Genomic DNA, 19788 nt, shown 5'->3' with positions numbered 1-19788 from the left:
ACGACGGAAAACGGGACTCTGACCGGATGCAATCGATTCGACGATGCGCACCCAGAATGTTTCACGGGATGTTTCACGGAGTATTTCGCGTCTATGCATTCTCCCGTAGACATTCCCGCGCTTCGCATATGACAAAGCGGGGCCCGGAACCACCGCAATGGTTCCGGGCCCCGCTTTCACAGAGCTAGGACAGAGCTAGGACTCAGACGAGATCGTTGCCGGAGTCGGCGCCGAAGTCGTTCCCACCCTGATCATCGATGAAATCGTCAGGATTGAAGTCGTCGCCGAGCTTCAGGTCACCGAAGTCGATGTTGGAGAAGTCCACATCAGACAGGTCGGCATCGGAGAAGTCGGTCTGCGAGCCGTCCATGTCCGCGCCCAGCCCGAAGTTCGGGTAGATCGTGTCGCGGATGGCCTTGTCGGGCTCCACCACGGCGTTCTGGTAGCGGGCGAGGCCAGTACCGGCCGGGATGAGCTTACCGATGATGACGTTCTCCTTGAGGCCCTTGAGGTCATCGACCTTCTGGCTCAGGGCGGCTTCGGTGAGCACGCGCGTCGTCTCCTGGAAGGAGGCAGCGGACAGCCACGAGTCGGTTGCCAGCGAGGCCTTGGTGATGCCCATGAGCTCCGGACGAGCGGCGGCCGGCTTGCCACCGTTCTTGATGGTCTCCTTGTTGGCAGCCTTGAAGCGCGCCTGGTCGACGAGCTCGCCAGGCAGCAGCGGGGTGTCACCGGAATCGATCACGGTGACGCGGCGCAGCATCTGGTGCACGATGACCTCGATGTGCTTGTCGTGGATATCCACACCCTGGGAACGGTACACGGTGTGCACTTCGTTCACGATGTTGACCTGGGCGGCACGCGGGCCGAGGATGCGCAGGATCTTCTTCGGATCGACGGAACCTTCGACCAGCTGGTCGCCGGCGGCCACGTGATCGCCGTTCTTGACCAGCATCGGCGCGCGACGGGTGTCGGTGTAGACGATCGGTTCGACGCTCGTGTCGTCCGGCGTCAGCGTGATCTGACGGCCGTGATCGGTGTTCTCCACCTTGACCACGCCGGCGAACTCGGCGATCGGCGCCTCACCCTTCGGGGTACGGGCTTCGAAAAGCTCGGTGACACGGGGAAGACCCTGGGTGATATCGGACGCGGCGGCCACACCACCGGAGTGGAAGGAACGCAGCGTCAGCTGAGTACCAGGCTCGCCGATGGACTGGGCAGCGACGATGCCAACGGCCTCGCCGACGTCCACCAGCGTGTTGGTGGCCAGCGACCAGCCGTAGCACTTGGCGCACACGCCGCGCTTGGACTCGCAGGTCAGGACGGAACGCGCCTGCACCTCTTCGACGCCGTGCGCGACCAGGTCGTTGAGCACGTCCATCGACAGGGCGTCGTCGCGCTTGTACAGCACGGTCGTGCCGTCGGCCGGGTCGATGACGTCGGCCGCAAGCAGACGGGAGTAGGGGCCACCGTCGGCGGCCTTGACGAGCGTCAGGTTGCCGTTCTCGTCGCGGTCGGCGACGCGCATGGTCAGACCGCGCTTGGTGCCGCAGTCCTCCTCGCGCACAATCACGTCCTGCGAGACGTCCACCAGACGACGGGTCAGGTAGCCAGACTCTGCGGTACGCAGTGCGGTATCGGCCAGACCCTTACGAGCGCCGTGCTCGGAGATGAAGTACTCCAGCACGGACAGTCCGCGGCGGTAGTTCGACTCGACCGGTCGCGGAATGATCTCGCCCTTCGGGTTGTTCACCAGACCACGCACGCCGGAAATCTGGTTGATCTGGGTCATGTTGCCTCGTGCACCGGACTCGACGATGATCGAGAGGTTGTTCTTCGGGTCGAAGTTCTTCTCGATGGCCTTGGAGACTTCCTCACCGCACTTGGTCCACACGTCGATGATCGCCTGGCGGCGGTCCTCTTCGGTGTAGAAACCGAGGTCGTACTGCTCGTTGATCTTGGCGACTTCCTCCTCGGACTGGGCGACCAGCTCGTTACGCTCCGGCGGCTCGACGACGTCGGAGAACGCGAAGGTCACGCCGGACCAAGGTGCGCGGGTGAAGCCGAGATCCTTGAGCGCATCCAGCGAGGCGGCCACCTGGGCGGTGGAGTACCGGGTGGAGATGTCGTCGACGATCTTGGCCAGCTTCTTCTTCTTGGCCTGCTCGTTGACGAACGGGTAGTCGACGGGCAGCGTCTCGTTGAAGAGGATGCGGCCCATGGAGGTAGCGAACAGCACGCTGCCGTCGTGGAAGCGCTCTTCCTTGACGACGTCGGGGCTGCCCGGTTCCGGATCCACGACGGTGATCTCGCGGGGCTCCCAGCCGGTCGGCAGCACGAAGTCCTTCGGCAGGCGGATCAGCACTTCGGCCTGCATGTCGATCTCGTGCAGGTCGAGCGCCATCTGCGCCTCAGCGTATGAGGAGAACACGCGGCCCTGACCCTTGGCGCCGTCCATGACGGTCGTCAGGTAGTACAGGCCGAGGATCATGTCCTGGCTAGGCATGGAAACGACGTGGCCGTCGGCGGGCTTGAGGATGTTGTCGGAAGCGAGCATCAGCGAGCGGGCCTCGGCCTGTGCCTCGGCGCTCAGCGGGAGGTGGACAGCCATCTGGTCGCCGTCGAAGTCGGCGTTGAACGCGGCGCAGGCGAGCGGCGGCAGGTGGATGGCCTTGCCTTCGACCAGGATCGGCTCGAACGCCTGGATGCCCAGACGGTGCAGCGTAGGCGCACGGTTGAGCAGCACGGGATGCTCGGATATGACCTCTTCGAGTACGCCCCACACCTCGGAGTCGCCGCGGTCGACGAGACGCTTGGCGCTCTTCATGTTCTGCGCGAAGTTCATGTCGACCAGACGCTTGATGACGAACGGCTTGAACAGCTCCAGCGCCATCGGCTTCGGCAGACCGCACTGGTGCATGCGCAGCGACGGGCCGACGACGATCACGGAACGGCCGGAGTAGTCGACTCGCTTACCCAGCAGGTTCTGACGGAAGCGGCCCTGCTTGCCCTTGAGCATGTCCGAAAGGGACTTGAGCGGGCGGTTCGAGGCGCCGGTGACGGGACGGCCGCGGCGGCCGTTGTCGAACAGGGAGTCAACGGCTTCCTGCAGCATGCGCTTCTCGTTGTTCAGCATGATCTCGGGCGCGTTGAGCTCGATCAGGCGCTTCAGACGGTTGTTGCGGTTGATCACGCGACGGTAGAGGTCGTTGAGATCGGAGGTCGCGAAGCGGCCACCGTCGAGCTGCACCATCGGGCGCAGGTCCGGCGGGATGACCGGGATGACGGTCAGCACCATGGCCTCCGGCTTGTTGCCGGTGGTCAGGAAGGCGTTGACGACCTTCAGGCGCTTGAGGGCGCGGGCCTTGCGCTGGCCGGAGCCGGAGTCGATCTCCTCGCGCAGCTGCTTGGAGGCGGCCTCCAGGTCGAAGTCCTGCAGGCGCTTCTGGATGGCTTCTGCACCCATACAACCCTCGAAGTAGTCGCCGTAGCGGTCCTGCATCTCGCGCCACAGGTCCACGTCGCCTTCCAAGTCGCCCGGCTTCAGGCTCTTGAAACGGTCGAACACGGCGTTCAGACGCTGGATCTGATCGTCGTAACGCTGGCGGATGGCGGCCATGTCGCGCTCGGCGCCGTTGCGCAGCTTGGTGCGTGCGGGGCCCCTGCCCTCGCCTTCGGCCTCAAGCTGGGCGAGATCCTCCTCGACCTTGCGGGCGCGGTTCTCGATCTCGTTGTCACGGCGCTTGGCCATGTTGCCGATCTCGGTATCGAACTCGTCCTGCAGGTCGGGCAGGTCGTTGTGGCGCTGCTCCTCATCCACGCTCGTGACCATGTAGGCCGCGAAGTAGATGACCTTCTCCAGGTCCTTCGGAGCGATGTCCAGCAGGTAGCCGAGACGGCTCGGCACGCCCTTGAAGAACCAGATGTGGGTGACGGGGGCGGCCAGCTCGATGTGGCCCATGCGCTCGCGGCGCACGCGGGACTTGGTGACCTCCACGCCGCACCGTTCGCAGATGATGCCCTTGAAGCGCACGCGCTTGTACTTGCCGCAGGCGCACTCCCAATCGCGGGTGGGTCCGAAGATCTGCTCGCCGAACAGACCGTCCTTCTCGGGCTTCAGGGTACGGTAGTTAATGGTTTCCGGCTTCTTGACCTCGCCGTGGCTCCAATTGCGGATGTCGTCGGCGGTGGCCAGGCCGATCCTCAGTTTGTCAAATGCGTTGACGTCCAGCACTCTGTATTGTCCTGTCTTTGAAATTGATGTTCAATCACGTTTCGTCCGGGTCGTCCGGCCCGCCGCGCCGCGCGTTCGCTGCGCGGCCGCGGGCCGGACGACCCGTGGGGAATCACTGGTATTCGGGTTCCGGGGCCTTCTGGTCTTCCTTGGCGGCGGCGTCGGGGCGTGCGCCGATGTTGAAGCCCAGGTCAGCGCTGGAGGAGGGATCGTCGTCCTCGTCCTTCATGTCGATGGCGACGCCTTCGGCGTTGAGCACTTCGACGTTCAGGGACAGGGACTGCATTTCCTTCAGGAGCACCTTGAACGATTCGGGGATGCCTGCCGGCGGGAGGTTCTCGCCCTTGACGATGGCACCGTAGACGCGCACGCGGCCGTCCACGTCGTCGGACTTGGTGGTCATCATCTCGTGCAGCGTGTAGGCGGCGCCGTAGGCCTCAAGGGCCCACACCTCCATCTCGCCGAAGCGCTGGCCACCGAACTGAGCCTTACCGCCCAGCGGCTGCTGGGTGATCATCGAGTACGGGCCGGTGGAACGGGCGTGGATCTTGTCGTCGACCAAGTGGTGCAGCTTCAGCATGTACATGTAGCCCACGGAAATCGGCTTCGGGAACGGTTCGCCGGTGCGGCCGTCGAACAGGCGCGCCTTGCCGTCCTCGCCGACCATCTGGTCGCCGTCGCGGTTCGGCAGGGTGGACTTGAGCAGGCCCTTGATGACGTCGGGGCGCACGCCGTCGAAGACGGGCGTGGCGACCGGCGTGTTCGGAGCGCCCTTTTCGGCGCCCTTGGGCACGTACTTCTTCCACTCGGCCTCCAGATCGGGGTCGAGGCTGATGTCCCAGCCGGAGTGCGCGATCCAGCCGAGGTGCAGTTCCAGCACCTGGCCGAGGTTCATTCGCGAAGGCACGCCCAGCGGGTTGAGCATGATGTCGACCGGGGTGCCGTCCGCCAGGAACGGCATGTCCTCCTCGGGCAGGATGCGCGAGATGCAGCCCTTGTTGCCGTGGCGGCCGGACAGCTTGTCGCCCACGGTGATCTTGCGGTGTTGCGCGATGTACACGCGGATCATCTGGTTGACGCCGTTGGGCAGCTCGTCGCCGTCCTCCTCGGCGTCCTCGCGGGTGATCTCCTTGACCGCGATGACAGTACCGGTCTCGCCGTGGGGCACGCGCAGCGACGTGTCGCGCACCTCGCGGGACTTCTCTCCGAAGATGGCGCGCAGCAGGCGCTCCTCCGGGGTCAGCTCGGTCTCGCCCTTCGGAGTGACCTTGCCGACGAGGATGTCGCCGGCCTCAACCTCGGCGCCGATGCGGATGATGCCTCGCTCGTCGAGGTTGGCCACCGCGTCCTCGCCGACGTTCGGCAGATCGCGGGTGATCTCCTCGGCGCCCAGCTTGGTCTCGCGGGCATCGATCTCGTACTCCTCGATGTGGATGGAGCTCAGGGTGTCGTCCTGCACGAGGCGCTGCGAGATGATCACGGCGTCCTCGTAGTTGTAGCCGTTCCACGGCATGAACGCGATGAGCAGGTTCTTGCCGAGGGCCAGGTCACCCTTCTGGATGGCAGGGCCGTCAGCCAGCACGGTGCCGGCCTCGACGCGCTCGCCGTCCTTGATGATCGGGCGCTGGTTGTAGCAGGTGGTCTGGTTGGAACGCTGGAACTTGGACAGCTTGTAGGAGCTGATGGTGCCGTCGTCGTTCATCACGCGGATGATGTCGGCGGACACGTAGGTGACCACGCCCGGCTTGTCGGCGATGATGACGTCACCGGAATCGTAGGCGACGCGCCATTCGGAGCCGGTGCCCACCAGCGGGCGCTCGGACTCGATCAGCGGCACGGCCTGACGCTGCATGTTGGTACCCATCAGCGCTCGGTGGCCCTCGTCGTGCTCCAGGAACGGGATCAGGGAGGAGCCGATCGAGACCATCTGACGCGGCGACACGTCCATCAGGTCGACTTCGCTGACCGGGACATCGACCGCCTCTTCCTCGTCCTTACGGGCAAGGGCCTGGCTGTTGACGAACCGACCGTTCTCGTCGATCTCCTGGTTCACCTGGGCGATGACGTGGCCGACTTCCTGATCAGCGGTCATGTGCACCACTTCATCGGTGATCTGGCCGTCGACGACCTTGCGGTACGGCGTTTCGATGAAACCGAACGGGTTCACGCGGCCGAACGTCGCCAGCGAGCCGATCAGACCGATGTTCGGGCCTTCAGGGGACTCGATCGGGCACATACGGCCGAAGTGGGAGGCGTGCACGTCTCGCACTTCCATCGATGCGCGGTCGCGCGACAGGCCGCCGGGGCCCAGGGCGGACAGACGGCGCTTGTTGGTCACGCCGGCCAGCGGGTTGTTCTGGTCCATGAACTGGGACAGCTGGGAGGTTCCGAAGAACTCCTTGATGGTCGCGTTCACGGGGCGGATGTTGATCAGGGACTGCGGGGTGATGGCCTCGGCGTCCTGCGTGGTCATGCGCTCGCGCACGACGCGCTCCATACGGCTCAGGCCGGTGCGCAGCTGGTTCTGGATCAGCTCGCCGACCTGGCGGATACGACGGTTTCCGAAGTGATCGATATCGTCCACGTCCACGTGCAGGTCGACATCCTCGCCGTTGCGCTTGCCCGGGAAGGTCTTGCCGCCGTCGTGCAGGGTGACCAGGTACTTCAGGGTGGCGATGATGTCGTCGCGGCTCAGGGAGCGGTCGTTGATCTCGTGCTCCAGGCCAAGCTTGCGGTCGATCTTGTAGCGGCCGACGCGGGCCAGGTCGTAGCGCTTGGTGTTGAAGTAGAAGGAGTCGAGCAGGTTGCGTCCGGCCTCCGGGGTGGCGGTGTCGGACGGGCGGATCTTGCGGTACAGGTCGGTCAGGGCCTCGTCCTGTGTCTCGATGGTCTCCTTCTCCAGCGCGTCGAGCACGAGCGAGTAGCCTTCGAACGCATCACGGATCTCGGGCTTGGTCATGCCGATGGCCATCAGGAAGACGATCGCGGACTGCTTGCGCTTGCGGTCGACACGCACGCCGAGCACGTCACGCTTGTCGATCTCGAACTCCAGCCATGCGCCGCGGCTCGGGATGATCTTCGCGCCGAAGATCTCCTTGCCGGTGGCGCGGTCCCGGCTGCGGTCGAAGTAGACGCCCGGGGAGCGCACGAGCTGGGAGACGATCACTCGCTCGGTGCCGCCGATGATGAAGGTGCCGTGCGGGGTCTGCAGCGGGAAGTCGCCCATGAACACGGTCTGGGACTTGATCTCGCCGGTGTCGCCGTTCTCGAATTCGGCGTTGACGTACAGCGGCGCCGAGTAGGTGTAATCCTTCTCCTTGCATTCCTGCACGGTGTGGCGGGGCTCCTCGAAGTACGGCTCGGAGAACGTCAGGCTCATGGTCTGCGCGAAGTTCTCGATCGGGGAGATCTCGTTGAAGACCTCGTCAAGGCCGGACATGTGGGGAACGGTGTCGGTGCCGTTCGCCTCGTCCTCCTCGACGCGCTTCTTCCAACGCTCGTTGCCGATCAGCCAGTCGAAGCTGTCGGTCTGCACGCCCAGCAGGTAGGGCACGGGGATGGGCTCGCGGATGGAGCCGAAATTCACACGGTCCGACGCCTTGTGCAGATCAATGTCATGCTGGTCGGCGCGTGCGATGATGGTGGTGGTATTCGTCGTAGCTTGAGTGTCAGCCAATGGACGTTCCTTATCGCTCGCTAATGTCGTTATCGATATGTTCCCGGAAACGCCGCAGATGGCCACCATATGCCGAATCGCGGGCGTTTCATCTTTGTCGACATGCCCGCTATATGACATGCACTTACGCAAATTCCAAATTTTAGCACAAATCAGCCGTCGGCGCAACATACATCACATGCGCGACACGCCGCACGCTGCGGCCGGACGCGGCAACCGCCGAGCCCGCGGCGAGCGGCCCGCTCAAGGCCGTCACCGCACCTGACCGTCACTGCACCTGGATGGTGACCGGATCGCTGACCGCCTTGTGCGCGTTCTTCAGACTCAACTGCGCGGTATATGTGCCACGGTCCACCTTCGGCAGTTTGTTCTGATCCTCCACGCACTGGTCCCCCGTGCGGGAGGCGCCCCATGTCATCTTCTGCGACGTCCTGTTCATGTCGCTGGTCTTCGCCAGCAGCTGACGGTTCGGGTCAGCGGGGCAGGAGTCCGAACTGTATATCGTCTGGTCGCCGGACGACACCGTCAGCACCACATCCGACAGATCCAGCAGGCAGCTCGACGTGCCTTCATAGCTGATGCTCGCCGTGAAGTCCAGGGAACCTCCCACCGGAACGCCTTGGGAAGCCGCCGTCAGCGACAGCTTCACATCGGACGCGCCACAATCATTGACGCCGCTGGTCTTCTTCGGCGCCGGCACCGATTCACGCGCGATCGGTGTGGGACGCAGCAGGCTCACGCCATCCGCCACGCCGCGGCCGAGACTGTACACGCAGAACACCACCAGCGAGACCGCGGCCAGCACAACGACCAGCGCGACCGCACGGCGGCGACGGTACATCGCCCGTCGTTGCGGGCTGACGACGCGCTTGCGCGGCTTTTGCCGCGAACCGGGTCGCGGCTGACGGGTGGGCTGAGTGGGCATGCCGTCCAGTCTACCTCAGGCACGCTCTCAAAACTCGCAGATAGAGGGGTTTTCGGGGATTAACCCCCTCTATCTGCGAGTTTTGAGAGCGCACTTATTGGGGTAACCGCAATGAACCATCCGGGAGCATGTCGACCAGGCCATCGTCGTCGAGGGAGGCGATGCATTTGTCGAGCTGGACGTGATCCGGCCACAGGGATTCCAGGCGTTCGCGGGCGAGGATTGGCTCAGCGCGCAGCGCGTCGAGGATGATGCCGCGCACCTGACGGTCGGTGCCTTGGAAACGCTGGCGCGGGCGGGTGCGTCGCTCTCCTAGCCCGGGGCGGCCCGCCGCGAGGAACGCGCAATGCTCACCGATCGGGCACTGGTCACACAGCGGGTTCTTGGCCGTGCACACCAGCGCGCCGAGCTCCATCACGGACTGGTTCCATATGACCGACGGGCGGGTGCTGCGCTGCGGCACCTCGCGGATTGCGGATTCGGGGGCGTTCACCGTCTCGCGGGCATTCGCGGCTTCGATGGCATCACGAACGTCCGTCTCATCATCCTGCGGAAGGACCCTGCCGGCGAGCGCCCGCTCGGCCGGACTGGCCGCTCCCCCGCGCGATTCGACTCCGAGGAATACGCGCGACAGCACCCGGCGGATGTTGGTGTCCACCACCGCGATGCGCACGCCGAAGGCGAAGCTCAGCACCGCCGAGGCGGTGTAGTCGCCGATGCCCGGCAACGCGGTCAGCTCGTCGTAGGTTTGCGGAAGCCGGCCGTGGTATTGCTCGAACACCACGCGGGCGCACTCCTGCAGCCGCAACGCCCGGCGCGGGTAGCCGAGCCGCCCCCACGCGGTGATGACCTCCGCCGTGGAGGCTCCCGCGAGCGCGGTGACGTCCGGCCACACGCGCATCCAGTCAGTCCAGTACGGCACCACCCGACTCATCTGGGTCTGCTGGCTCATCACCTCGCTCACCAGCACGCCCCAAGGCGTCGCGCGCCCGAATCGCCACGGCAGGTCGCGGGCGTTGGCCTCCCACCATGCGGACAGCAGCGCCCGCACGCGAGGCACAGCGCACTCGCCCACAGGTTCGGCCGGCGTATCGTTCCGTATCTCTGGCATCGCTCCATTGTGCACGGCGACCGCTACATCATCACGGCGCCGCGCGATTTCGCCGATTCGGTGGCACAACCTTACCTGCAACGGGTCGCTCGCTGCGGGTAAAAGCATTCGTCCGGATTCGGCAGAGTGTTTGTGGGCCCCGCAAGCGCAGGGCGAATCGGCCCTGCATCAGGGGCACGGCATGGGAACGGCTGGTCTCATACCGCGGCTGTCCGCCGTAGTAGAAGTTGTTCTTGTTCTGCCAGGCGGCGTCGCCGTTGCTCACTGCGGTCAGCCCCTCGGTCCGTGAGGCGGGGGCGATCCGGTACACGCCGCTCTCGGCGCCGTCCAGGTCGTCGAAACGCGTCACCGGCTGCCCCTCGGATTGGTACACGCGCACCCAGTCGACGAGGAAATTGCTGTCCTGCTTCGTGTCCTGCTTCGTGTAGTCGATGTCGCCGACCCAGCCGTCGCCGACCTGCGTCTCCAGAATCGGGAACATCGGTCGCGAATGCATGCCGTCGACGTCCTTGCCGGCCGACGTGGGCGTCGACGACACGCCTATGCGGGCCAGCGGATAGGTGCCCGGCTTGAGCCCTCGTGGATGCGGTAGCGGTTCTTGTATTCGAACTGCAGCCGCCGCTCGCCGGTGCTGTTGTGCACGGCGTAGTTGTCGTCCTGCTTGCCGTCGCTGATCGCCGCGATGTTGGTCGGGGCGAGGCCGTACACATACGGCAACTTGCCGAGCGCGATGTTGCGCGTCTCCTGCGCGTCCGGCAGGGTCTCGCCGTCCTTGAGCTTGGCGATGACCTCGATTTCGCGCAAGCCCACGCCGTTGCTGTATCCCTTCCATGAGGAGTTCGTGTTCTGGATGCAATGGCCCTTCTGCCAGATGCGCACGTACCGCGCGGTGACGGGCGTGGTCAGGTTGATGGTCTGCGCGGCGAGCTTGGTCGCGGCGGTTTCCTCGACGTCGGCGGTGCCGAACAGCACGTTCGCGTCGGAGAAGTCCTCGTTGGAGGACACTTCGACCTTGATGCGCTTGAACGTGTTCAGCGCGTTCTCATACCCATTGCGGTACAGGTTGATGGAGTGTATATCTCTCGGCTCGCCGAAATCATATTGCAGGTATACGTCGTCCCAGCTGGCGTATCCGTTGTTTTCCGCGCTGCCGTTCTCTTCTCCGGCGATGATTTTGGTGATGTTGCTGTCGGTCGGGCCGAATCCGGTGTCGCCGTCGCCGATCAGATGCGTGCTGTTGGTCGTGGGCAGTTTGCCGGTAAGTATGTTGCCTGTGGTGGGTTCGGCGGCCACCGCGACTGCGGCTGCAACCGAAACGGCCAACGCGCATGTGGCGGATATGGTCGTGATACGGCGGAATAATTGTCTCATGGTCTCTCCTTCGAGCAGCTGTTACGGGTATGGGCTGTTTTAAGCTCGAAGGTCGAAGACAACCGGCAGAGACAAGGCGGGATGATGAGCGAAACCAAGGGTGCGGAAGAGGCCGAGGCGAAGGTCGAGAAGATGTTCGAGTACGGCTACCGCAAGTCGAATTATGGTCCCGACGAGCTGGTGACCGACGCGCACGGCAATCCGATCAGCGTTGTGGACGCGATGCTGTCGGCCGAGAAGGCTGCCGCGACGGAGACGGTCACGCCGCATCTGTGCTATTACAGTCCGCGCATCCCCGGCAATACCGGGTCGGCGATTCGCCTGTGTGCGGTGACCGGCACCATCCTGCATCTGGTGGAGCCGCTGGGGTTCAATCTTCGCGATACCAAGCTGCGTCGTGCCGGACTTGACTATCATGACATGGCTCACGTGGTGTTGCATCCGAACTTCGACAATCTGGTCGAGTCGATGCCGAATTCGCGCATCATCGCGTTCACCGCGCATGCGACGAAACTGTATACCGAGGTCGAGTACAAGCCGACCGACATTCTGCTGTTCGGGCCGGAGCCGGGCGACATTCCCGACCCGATGGACATCATGGCCGGCCCGCACGTGGCCGAGCAGGTGCGACTGCCGATGCGCCCGAGCCTGCGCAGCCTGAACCTCACCAACTGCGCCTCCATCGCCATCTACGAAGCCTGGCGCCAACTAGGGTTCAAGGGCGGAGCGTAGGGAGGAAGCCCAGTGGGCTTCCGAGTAGCGACGCCGAGCGAACGCCGACAGGCGCGAGCGAGGAAACCATGAGCCTCGCGAGGCAAAATCACAATTGCCGGCAGTGCGCGAGCACGAAGTGCGTCACTGTGCGTGGAAGTCGTCACTGTGCGTGGACGCACACTCAGTGACGATTCCTGAAAAACATTGCAATATCAAGGGTTTGCCGGTACGTCACTGTGCGTGGGCACACGCACAGTGACGCTACCCACGCACAGTGACGCGTTGTTAGCGTATGTGTAGCCCCTTATACCTCGCAATCCATGACGATTTCCACGTCACGATGCATTTCCCGGTCGGCATGAAGCCCTCGGAGGCGTGGTTTAAACAGCGCAACCATTCCACTCACCGCTTGAATCAATATCCGATATATCTTGTCTCGATCCATGAGACAAGTCGCGGATTGCGTGCCATACCAGGGCAAAAACACCCATTTTTGCCTTGGTATGGCACAGGCGATTTCGGCATCAATTATCTACGGCATACGGTTTCGGCCATTTTCCAACAATATCGCGAAACAGCCAACTGCCACGACATGGATTCTAAGCGCTTACATCTCATTCTGTGGCACAAATTGTGCCACACTAGGCTCAAAACACCCATTTTCGCCCTGGTGTGGCACACAATCGAGGACGAGACCGCTCCATAAATCACGCCCGGCCATCTGCGAACCCCAGCCGAGCCCACGACCATGTCAGAGCCGCGCCTGGTACAGGGCAAAGTCAGCAAGGCGGCGTGACGACAACATCTACCGATGCACGTCGAAGACCCACAAGGCCCACGTCTCATGGTCATACGGCCGCACGAACACACGATAGCTATGCTCTCAAGCCCCGTACAAGCTTTAAATCACATGTTTCCAGCCCTGGGATTTCCGGTCTGATTAGTGTCGAAGATGATATTTAACAGCCACATTGTCATGTTCCATGATGATCGAATCCCTGATGAATTGATCAGAGGATATGCCACCATACATGGTTTTTCTGTTCGTCAGCAAAGTGAAACCCTCAGCACCAGTAAGATCATTGACATTACGCAGCTGTGCCCCTGAACCTCTCAAAGGCGCATAACCGCCTCGTTCGGATACATTCCCGGAATCGTAGAAACGATAATACCGGCAATCACGGTAGTAGTAGGCGGCCTCTATGTACGCGTATTCATTGACTGCCACTACAGGGTGTTCCCGCGAACACGTTACCTGAGAGCTCAGCTGTCGGGAAGCCGGGACGGATGAGGAATCATAATTGAAATTGCCGAGCGACCACAATGACGCTACTCCGGCTGTCAAAACCGCTAAGGTAATCGCATATGTTACAGCGGAGATTATCCGAACATGCAATTCGGTCATCGTTCCTTCTGCCGATGTCGTCTCGCTACGAATGGGGACGCTTTTCCTGTTCCCACGATATGCAATGCCTAGTGCGAATGTGGCGGCAAGTGCCGCATAAAAAAACATGCACAATGGAAGACTGCAGTACCGTATCGAGAAAAAGCCGGAGCCATGCATGATTAGCTCCTTGACCGACGAGTACAAGGCCATCGACATCACAGGAAAGCCAAACAGAGCATACAGCAGTGAGAGCATGCTCAACGAACGTCCCGTAAGTGAACTACGGAAATGAAACTTAGCGAGCAACACTGCAATGCCAGCCACAATGCACATCAGAATCAGCGAAACCAAAGCCGGTATGTTCTTTTCAGGCAGCCCCACCATCATGGCACTGTAAATAGACGCCATCTGTGCCATATTCAGCTGCCGGGTAACAGGAGGCAATGCCGGATGCGACATTTGGTTAATCAAAAACGGCATCCACGGAACGTACAGAATTACCGAGAACACATACACGAATACCCATCGCCATGCCCGGTAACGCTTGGGGACGTCCTCTCGTCTATCCTGACCGCCCACAGAAACCAGACTGGCTCGAGACCTGTGAACCACACGGCAGGCGAGGCATGTAAGCCAAATCACATGCGTCATCCAAATCAATGCGGTCAGATATAACGTATACATGCCCAGCGCCACGATCACGCCGTAAATTACCCACCAGCGCAAACGACTTTTCCCCGTATGTTCCTCAGGAACTGCGAATCCGTCATTTCCCGTCGTATTCGCGGCCAGCCTTGCATCCTCGTCGACTCGGATGTTCTTACCCGCGCCGGCGCTGGCTGTAGCAAACATCGGGGAATCGTCAACAGCCCGCAGCAGTGCGTATGTGCCGAACACGGAGAGCAAAGACGCAAGCGAATACATGCGCAGCTCATAACCGAAACGCAACGCGAAAACACCAACGGTTAGAACAGGCAGGCACAGCATCGTCACGCGTGTTCCGAACATGCGCCTCAGCAACAACGCCATGGCGGCAATGCATGCTCCCAAGAACAGACATCCCAACAGCCGCATGAGAGGCACATCGCCGCCGACCAAGTTCATCCACAGTTTCAGAGCCACATAATATAGAGGCGGATGCACATCCACTGCCGTAAGTGCGAGCATGTCCCTCCATGACCGACCGCATATCAGCAATGAATATCCCTCATCGAACCATATCGACTGATTCCTTCCCATGAAGAAACTGAGTACCGTGGCAAGTATTGCGGCAACAGCTACGCACACAGGAAACATCCAACGGACGCGTTCGCTCCTCGTCAGCAAACGACCTGAAGCGGCATGGATCGCACGAAAGAGCCTGACATACCGAGATGTGCTGGAATCATTTGTATCGTTCACATGTTCATTATGCCATGGTCAAAGTGACTATTCGAGATGATCACAAAAACTGTATGGCCGTCCATCATGAGTAACGAACGGCCATACAGGTGGGGCAAGGCAAAGGACCGCTGGCGCACCGAACCGCCGCGCAGCCCGTCAGTTCTTGAAGCTGTGGATTGGGGCCGGGATACGGCCGCCGCGGGTCACGAACGCCTCGCAGCTCGTCTGGTTCACCGGCATGATCGGAGCGTAGCCCATCAGACCGCCGAAGTTGGCCATCTCGCCAACGCCCTTGCCCGCCACGGGGATCACGCGCACGGCGGTGGTCTTCTGGTTTACCATGCCGATGGCGGCCTCGTCGGCGATCATGCCGGAGATCGTGGCGGCGCTGGTGTCGCCGGGGATGGCGATCATGTCAAGGCCGACCGAGCACACGCAGGTCATGGCCTCCAGCTTCTCCAGCGTCAGGCAGCCGGATGCCGCCGCGTCGATCATGTTCTTGTCCTCGGAGACGGGGATGAACGCGCCGGACAGACCGCCGACGTAGCTCGACGCCATGATGCCGCCCTTCTTGACCTGGTCGTTGAGCATTGCCAACGCCGCCGTGGTGCCGGGAGCGCCGACCTGCTCCAGGCCGATCTTCTCCAGCACTTCGCCGACCGAATCGCCGACCGCGGGCGTCGGAGCCAACGACAGGTCGATGATGCCGAACGGGATGCCGAGGCGGCGCGAGGCCTCCTGCGCCACGAGCTGGCCGACGCGCGTGATCTTGAACGCGGTGCGCTTGATTGTCTCGCACAGGAACTCGAAATCGCGGCCGACCGCCGCGTCGAGCGCGCGAGACACCACGCCGGGGCCAGACACGCCGACGTTGATGACCGCATCGCCTTCGGTCACGCCGTGGAAACCGCCCGCCATGAACGGGTTGTCGTCGGGCACGTTGCAGAAGGCGACGAACTTGACGCATCCGTAGGAGTCGTTGTCGGCGGTGCGCGCGGCGATGTCCTTGATGATGTGGCCGAGCAGTTCGACGGCGTTCATGTCGATGCCGGTCTTGGTGGAGCCGACATTGACGGACGAGCAGACGATGTCGGTCTCGCTCAGCGCCTTGGGCAGCGAGCGGATCAGCAGCTCCTCGGCGGGGGTCATGGACTTCGACACCAGTGCGGAATAGCCGCCGATCAGGTCGACGCCGACTTTCTTGGCGGCACGATCGAGCGCGTGCGCGATCTTGACGAAATCGTCCTCGCTCTTGCACGAGCTCGCGCCGACCAGCGAGATCGGGGTGACGGTGATGCGCTTGTTGACGATCGGGATGCCGTAGTCCCGCTCGATCGCCTCGCCGGTGGCGACCAGGTCCTTGGCGTAGGTAGTGATCTTGTCGTAGATGTTGTCGCACACCTTGTCGACGCTGTCCGCCGCGCAGTCAAGCAGCGAGATGCCCATCGTGATGGTGCGCACGTCAAGCTTCTCCTGCTCGATCATCTGGTTGGTCTCACGGACCTCCATGATATTCAGCATGATTCGTTCCTTTCGAGACTCAGACGCGGTGCATCTTCGTGAAGATCTCCTCGCGCTGGCAGCGGATGCGCACGCCGATCTGCTCGCCGAGCTTGTCCAGGTCCTCGACGATCACGCCGAACTCGTTGTCCGCGCCGGAGTAGTCGACGATCATCATCATGTTGAAGAAGCCGTCGATGATGGTCTGTGAGATATCCAGCACGTTGACCTTGTGATCGGACAGGTACGTGCACACGCGCGCGATGATGCCGACCGTGTCCTGGCCGACGACGGTGATGATTGCCTTGTTCATGGGACTCCCCCGCTCGAAACCGATTACTGCAAGTAGTGTCAAGTATATGGAGCGGGCGTGAAATACTGCCGAACCGTCCATTTGGGCGTGTCCGCAGGCCATCGGCCGAATCCGACGTCGGCATTGTTCACGCGGGGATCATCCAGGCGCAAACGGACAATCGTCCACAATGTGAGCAGTATTACCATCGCTTTCATAAGTCGACTACACCTTTTACATCAAGCACAGCGGTGTGTGAGCGCATCGCTGGGGCCACAAGCTCGGGCGACGACGCCCACGCACCCCGCTACCCGCGAGCATATCGACCACGCACCGCACAATCGGTCGCGGCGCCGGCTCGTATCAGAGATTGAATGAATTAGAGGGGTTAGACTTTCATGTCTGCTACTGCTACCGCGGCCGTGTCCAAGGCCGGCGCGGTGAAGAAGGACTCGGTTCCCGAGATCATCGCCGCCTCCATGGTCGGCACCGCCATCGAGTTCTACGACAACTACTGCTATTCCATCGCAGCCGCCAGCTATTTCGGCACTATTTTCTTCCCGGCCGCGTCGAAGGCCAATCCGGCGCTGGGCACGATGTACGCGTTCCTGACGTTCGCCGTCTCGTTCCTCGCCCGCCCGTTCGGCTCCATGCTGTTCGGCCACTTCGGCGACAAGATCGGCCGCAAGACCACGCTGGTCGTCGCCCTGATGACGATGGGTATCTCCACGTTCGTCGTCGGCCTGCTGCCCGGCTATGAGCAGCTGGGCGCCTTGTCCATCGTCATCCTGTGCATCTGCCGCGCCTGCCAGGGCGTGGGCCTCGCCGGCGAATGGTCCGGTGCCGCGCTGGTCGCTACCGAGAACGCCCCGGCCAACAAGCGCGCCCTGTACGGCTCCTTCCCGAACCTCGGCGCCCCGATCGGCTTCTTCTGCGCCTACGGCCTGAACCTGCTGCTCGACTCCACGCTCGGATCCACGGCCATGCAGGCCTGGGGCTGGCGTATCCCATTCCTGTGCTCCGCAGTGCTCGTCATCATCGGCCTGTACGTGCGTCTGCGCATGACCGAGACCCCGATCTTCCGCAAGGCAGTCGAGCAGGACCGCGTGGTGAAGCACCCGCTGCGCTCGCTGCTGCCGTACTGGAAGGAAGTGCTTCTCGGCACCTTCGCCATGGGCATCACATACTCGCTGTTCTACGTGCTGGGCACGTGGTCGCTGAGCTACGCCGTCAAGGTCATGAAGCCACCCTTCAGCCAGAACGAATACCTGGCCATGCAGATGGTTTCCGTGGTGTTCTTCGCGATCTTCATCTTCGTGACCTGCATCTACTCCGACAAGCTCGGCCGCAAGACCGTGCTGATCTCCACCACGCTCGCGACGCTGGTGTTCAGTCTGTTCGCCATGCAGTCCCTGCAGCACAACGTCCTGACCGTGATGCTGTTCCTATGCGTCGGCTTCGCGCTGATGGGCGGCCTGTTCGGCCCCTGCGGCGCCTACCTGCCCGAGCTGTTCCCGACTCACGTGCGTTACTCCGGCGCCGGCCTGAGCTACAACCTCGCCGCCATCCTCGGCGGTGCGTTCGCCCCGGCCATCTCCACCGCACTGGTCAAGTCGACCGGCGCCGTCGAGTCCGTCGGCTGGTACCTCGCCGTGATGTCCTTGCTCGCCCTGATCGCCCTGTTCCTGATCAAGGAAAGCAAGGACGAGGATTACGAGAAGTGATCTGAGATAGATAAAAAAGGGAGCGGCGAAATCCGCTCTCTTTTTTGGTTGTCGCAGCGAACGGTTCTCAATAAGAAAGGTGCGAGCCTCATCGCGCGCGAAACGAACAAAACAATCGGCGGAAGTCCGGAATTCCGGGCTTCCGCCGATTGTTCATATGTGCGCTTTTGTGAGGAATCCTCGCACGTTTCTTATTGAGAACCGTTCGCTGCGATAATCAGGCCTCGCGACTGGCGCTGGGCGCGGCAACCGCCGGCAGGGCGCGCGGCGCATGGAAGCCACGAGCCTCGAACTCGTCGGCGATCTTCTGCGCGACTTCCTGGCTGCGACCCTTGTCGACGAGCGCGATGATGGAGCCGCCGAAGCCGCCGCCGGTCATGCGCGCACCATAGGCGCCATTCTTGCGGGCCACATCCACCGCGACATCCAGCTCGGGCACGGTGACCTCGTAATCCGCGGCGAGCGAATCATGAGAGGCGTTGAACAGACGGCCGGCGGCCTCGATGTCACCCTGGGCGAACGCACGCACGAAGGAGCGCACGCGCTCGATCTCGGTGACGACGTGGCGCACGCGCTTCTTCATCGTCACGTCGGGCAGGGCATCCAGCGTCTCCTTGAGCGCCTGGAACTGGTCGTCGGCCTTGGAGATGCCATCGGCGGCGACGCGCAGATTGGCGACGCCGAGAATGCGGGCGGCCTCCTCGCAGGTGGCGCGACGCTGGGCGTACTGGCCGTCGTTGAGCTGGTGCGGCGCCTGGGTGTCGACCACCAGCAGCTCCAGACCGTACTTGTCGAGGTCGAAGGCCTGCTGGGAGACGTTCTCCAGCGGGGTGAGCTCCGGGCGGCAGTCGAGCAGCAGCGCGTGGCCTTCGGTGCAGCGCATCGAGGCGTTCTGGTCGAGGCCGCCGGTGGAGGCGCCGGCCATGTCGTTCTCGGACTTGATCGCGGCGTTGATCAGCGTCACGCGGCCCGCGTCGGAGGAGCCGTAGCCGAGACCATACACGTCGTCCAGGGCCAGCGCGGTCGAGCAGGTCATGGCGGCGGACGAGCTCAGGCCCGATCCCAGCGGCACGCAGGACACGAACGCGGCGTCGAAGCCCTTGACCTGCGAGAAACCGGCCTCGCGAAGGGCCCAGGCCACGCCGGTCGGGTAGGCGGACCAGCCGTCCACGCCACGGGCTTTGAGGCCGTCGAGGTCGGCCTCGGCGACCTTGTCGGGCGCCACGTCGGAGACGACGCGGACCTTGGTGTCCTCGCGCGGCTTGAGCGCGATGAACGTGCGGTGCGGCAGCGCGATCGGCAGGCACAGGCCCGCGTTGTAATCGGTGTGCTCGCCGATCAGGTTCACGCGGCCGGGAGCGGCCCACACGCCCTCGGGCGCGGTGGCATACATATCGACGAACAGCTTCGTCGCCCGTGAGACACCATCCTCGCGGGACAACGGCTCAATGAATTCAACAGCAGTCATTGG

General features: G+C 62.6%; 12 protein-coding genes. 2 read left to right on the top strand and 10 right to left on the bottom strand.

Annotated features, from left to right (window positions below; all coding sequences use genetic code 11):
* Nucleotides 1–202: 202 nt before the first annotated feature.
* The 6 genes from MMB49_RS02290 to MMB49_RS02265 all read right to left on the bottom strand — a co-directional run bounded on the left by MMB49_RS02290 (nt 203) and on the right by MMB49_RS02265 (nt 11317).
* Entirely contained in the window at nt 203–4234 is a 4032-nt protein-coding gene (locus tag MMB49_RS02290) for a DNA-directed RNA polymerase subunit beta' (protein ID WP_013363162.1), read from the bottom strand.
* A 112-nt stretch (nt 4235–4346) separates the two neighbouring features.
* The gene (locus tag MMB49_RS02285) at nt 4347–7910 is read right to left on the bottom strand and encodes a DNA-directed RNA polymerase subunit beta (protein WP_033509970.1); all 3564 of its coding nucleotides are present in this window, start codon (nt 7908–7910) and stop codon (nt 4347–4349) included.
* A 268-nt stretch (nt 7911–8178) separates the two neighbouring features.
* Nucleotides 8179–8835: a hypothetical protein gene (locus MMB49_RS02280; protein ID WP_047271594.1), complete on the bottom strand. Its 657-nt coding sequence runs from the start codon at nt 8833–8835 to the stop codon at nt 8179–8181.
* A 94-nt stretch (nt 8836–8929) separates the two neighbouring features.
* On the bottom strand, nt 8930–9946 hold the full coding sequence (locus MMB49_RS02275; RefSeq protein ID WP_003815292.1) for an A/G-specific adenine glycosylase: 1017 nt from the start codon (nt 9944–9946) through the stop codon (nt 8930–8932).
* Nucleotides 9947–9977: 31 nt separating this feature from the next.
* The gene (locus tag MMB49_RS02270) at nt 9978–10442 is read right to left on the bottom strand and encodes a hypothetical protein (protein ID WP_013363158.1); all 465 of its coding nucleotides are present in this window, start codon (nt 10440–10442) and stop codon (nt 9978–9980) included.
* Nucleotides 10443–10486: 44 nt separating this feature from the next.
* Entirely contained in the window at nt 10487–11317 is an 831-nt protein-coding gene (locus MMB49_RS02265) for a discoidin domain-containing protein (RefSeq protein ID WP_047271592.1), read from the bottom strand.
* Nucleotides 11318–11401: 84 nt separating this feature from the next.
* On the opposite strand from MMB49_RS02265, the gene MMB49_RS02260 reads away from it, so the two are divergent.
* Nucleotides 11402–12049 (top strand): tRNA (cytidine(34)-2'-O)-methyltransferase, encoded by a 648-nt coding sequence (locus tag MMB49_RS02260; protein WP_013389580.1) that lies wholly within the window; start codon nt 11402–11404, stop codon nt 12047–12049.
* A gap of 922 nt (nt 12050–12971) precedes the next feature.
* Here the strand turns inward: MMB49_RS02260 and MMB49_RS02255 are convergent.
* The 3 genes from MMB49_RS02255 to MMB49_RS02245 form a co-directional block, all read right to left on the bottom strand.
* Complete coding sequence (locus tag MMB49_RS02255; RefSeq protein ID WP_003815303.1) at nt 12972–14585, bottom strand: glycosyltransferase family 39 protein; 1614 nt, start codon at nt 14583–14585, stop codon at nt 12972–12974.
* 372 nt (nt 14586–14957) lie between these two features.
* Nucleotides 14958–16322: a PFL family protein gene (locus tag MMB49_RS02250; protein WP_003815306.1), complete on the bottom strand. Its 1365-nt coding sequence runs from the start codon at nt 16320–16322 to the stop codon at nt 14958–14960.
* 19 nt (nt 16323–16341) lie between these two features.
* Nucleotides 16342–16614, bottom strand: coding sequence for an ACT domain-containing protein (locus MMB49_RS02245; protein ID WP_003812009.1), 273 nt, complete (start codon nt 16612–16614; stop codon nt 16342–16344).
* 377 nt (nt 16615–16991) lie between these two features.
* On the opposite strand from MMB49_RS02245, the gene MMB49_RS02240 reads away from it, so the two are divergent.
* Nucleotides 16992–18317, top strand: a complete 1326-nt coding sequence (locus MMB49_RS02240; protein WP_003815310.1) for an MFS transporter — start codon at nt 16992–16994, stop codon at nt 18315–18317.
* 217 nt (nt 18318–18534) lie between these two features.
* On the opposite strand, the gene galK is transcribed toward MMB49_RS02240, so the two are convergent.
* Nucleotides 18535–19785, bottom strand: a complete 1251-nt coding sequence (galK, locus tag MMB49_RS02235) for a galactokinase (RefSeq protein ID WP_003812003.1) — start codon at nt 19783–19785, stop codon at nt 18535–18537.
* Nucleotides 19786–19788: the final 3 nt, after the last annotated feature.

The sequence above is a fragment of the Bifidobacterium sp. SKU genome (genome assembly GCF_026016405.1).
Classification (GTDB): domain Bacteria; phylum Actinomycetota; class Actinomycetes; order Actinomycetales; family Bifidobacteriaceae; genus Bifidobacterium; species Bifidobacterium bifidum.
This window is presented reverse-complemented; position numbering and strand designations above follow the sequence as displayed.

Coding starts and splice junctions, on each gene's coding strand:
- MMB49_RS02280 (WP_047271594.1), bottom strand. CDS start 8,835: ATGCCCACTCAGCCCACCCGTCAGCCGCGACCCGGTTCGCGGCAAAAG.
- MMB49_RS02275 (WP_003815292.1), bottom strand. CDS start 9,946: ATGCCAGAGATACGGAACGATACGCCGGCCGAACCTGTGGGCGAGTGC.
- MMB49_RS02270 (WP_013363158.1), bottom strand. CDS start 10,442: ATGCATTCGCGACCGATGTTCCCGATTCTGGAGACGCAGGTCGGCGAC.
- MMB49_RS02265 (WP_047271592.1), bottom strand. CDS start 11,317: ATGAGACAATTATTCCGCCGTATCACGACCATATCCGCCACATGCGCG.
- MMB49_RS02260 (WP_013389580.1), top strand. CDS start 11,402: ATGAGCGAAACCAAGGGTGCGGAAGAGGCCGAGGCGAAGGTCGAGAAG.
- MMB49_RS02255 (WP_003815303.1), bottom strand. CDS start 14,585: ATGCTCGCACTTACGGCAGTGGATGTGCATCCGCCTCTATATTATGTG.
- MMB49_RS02250 (WP_003815306.1), bottom strand. CDS start 16,322: ATGCTGAATATCATGGAGGTCCGTGAGACCAACCAGATGATCGAGCAG.
- MMB49_RS02245 (WP_003812009.1), bottom strand. CDS start 16,614: ATGAACAAGGCAATCATCACCGTCGTCGGCCAGGACACGGTCGGCATC.
- MMB49_RS02240 (WP_003815310.1), top strand. CDS start 16,992: ATGTCTGCTACTGCTACCGCGGCCGTGTCCAAGGCCGGCGCGGTGAAG.
- galK (WP_003812003.1), bottom strand. CDS start 19,785: ATGACTGCTGTTGAATTCATTGAGCCGTTGTCCCGCGAGGATGGTGTC.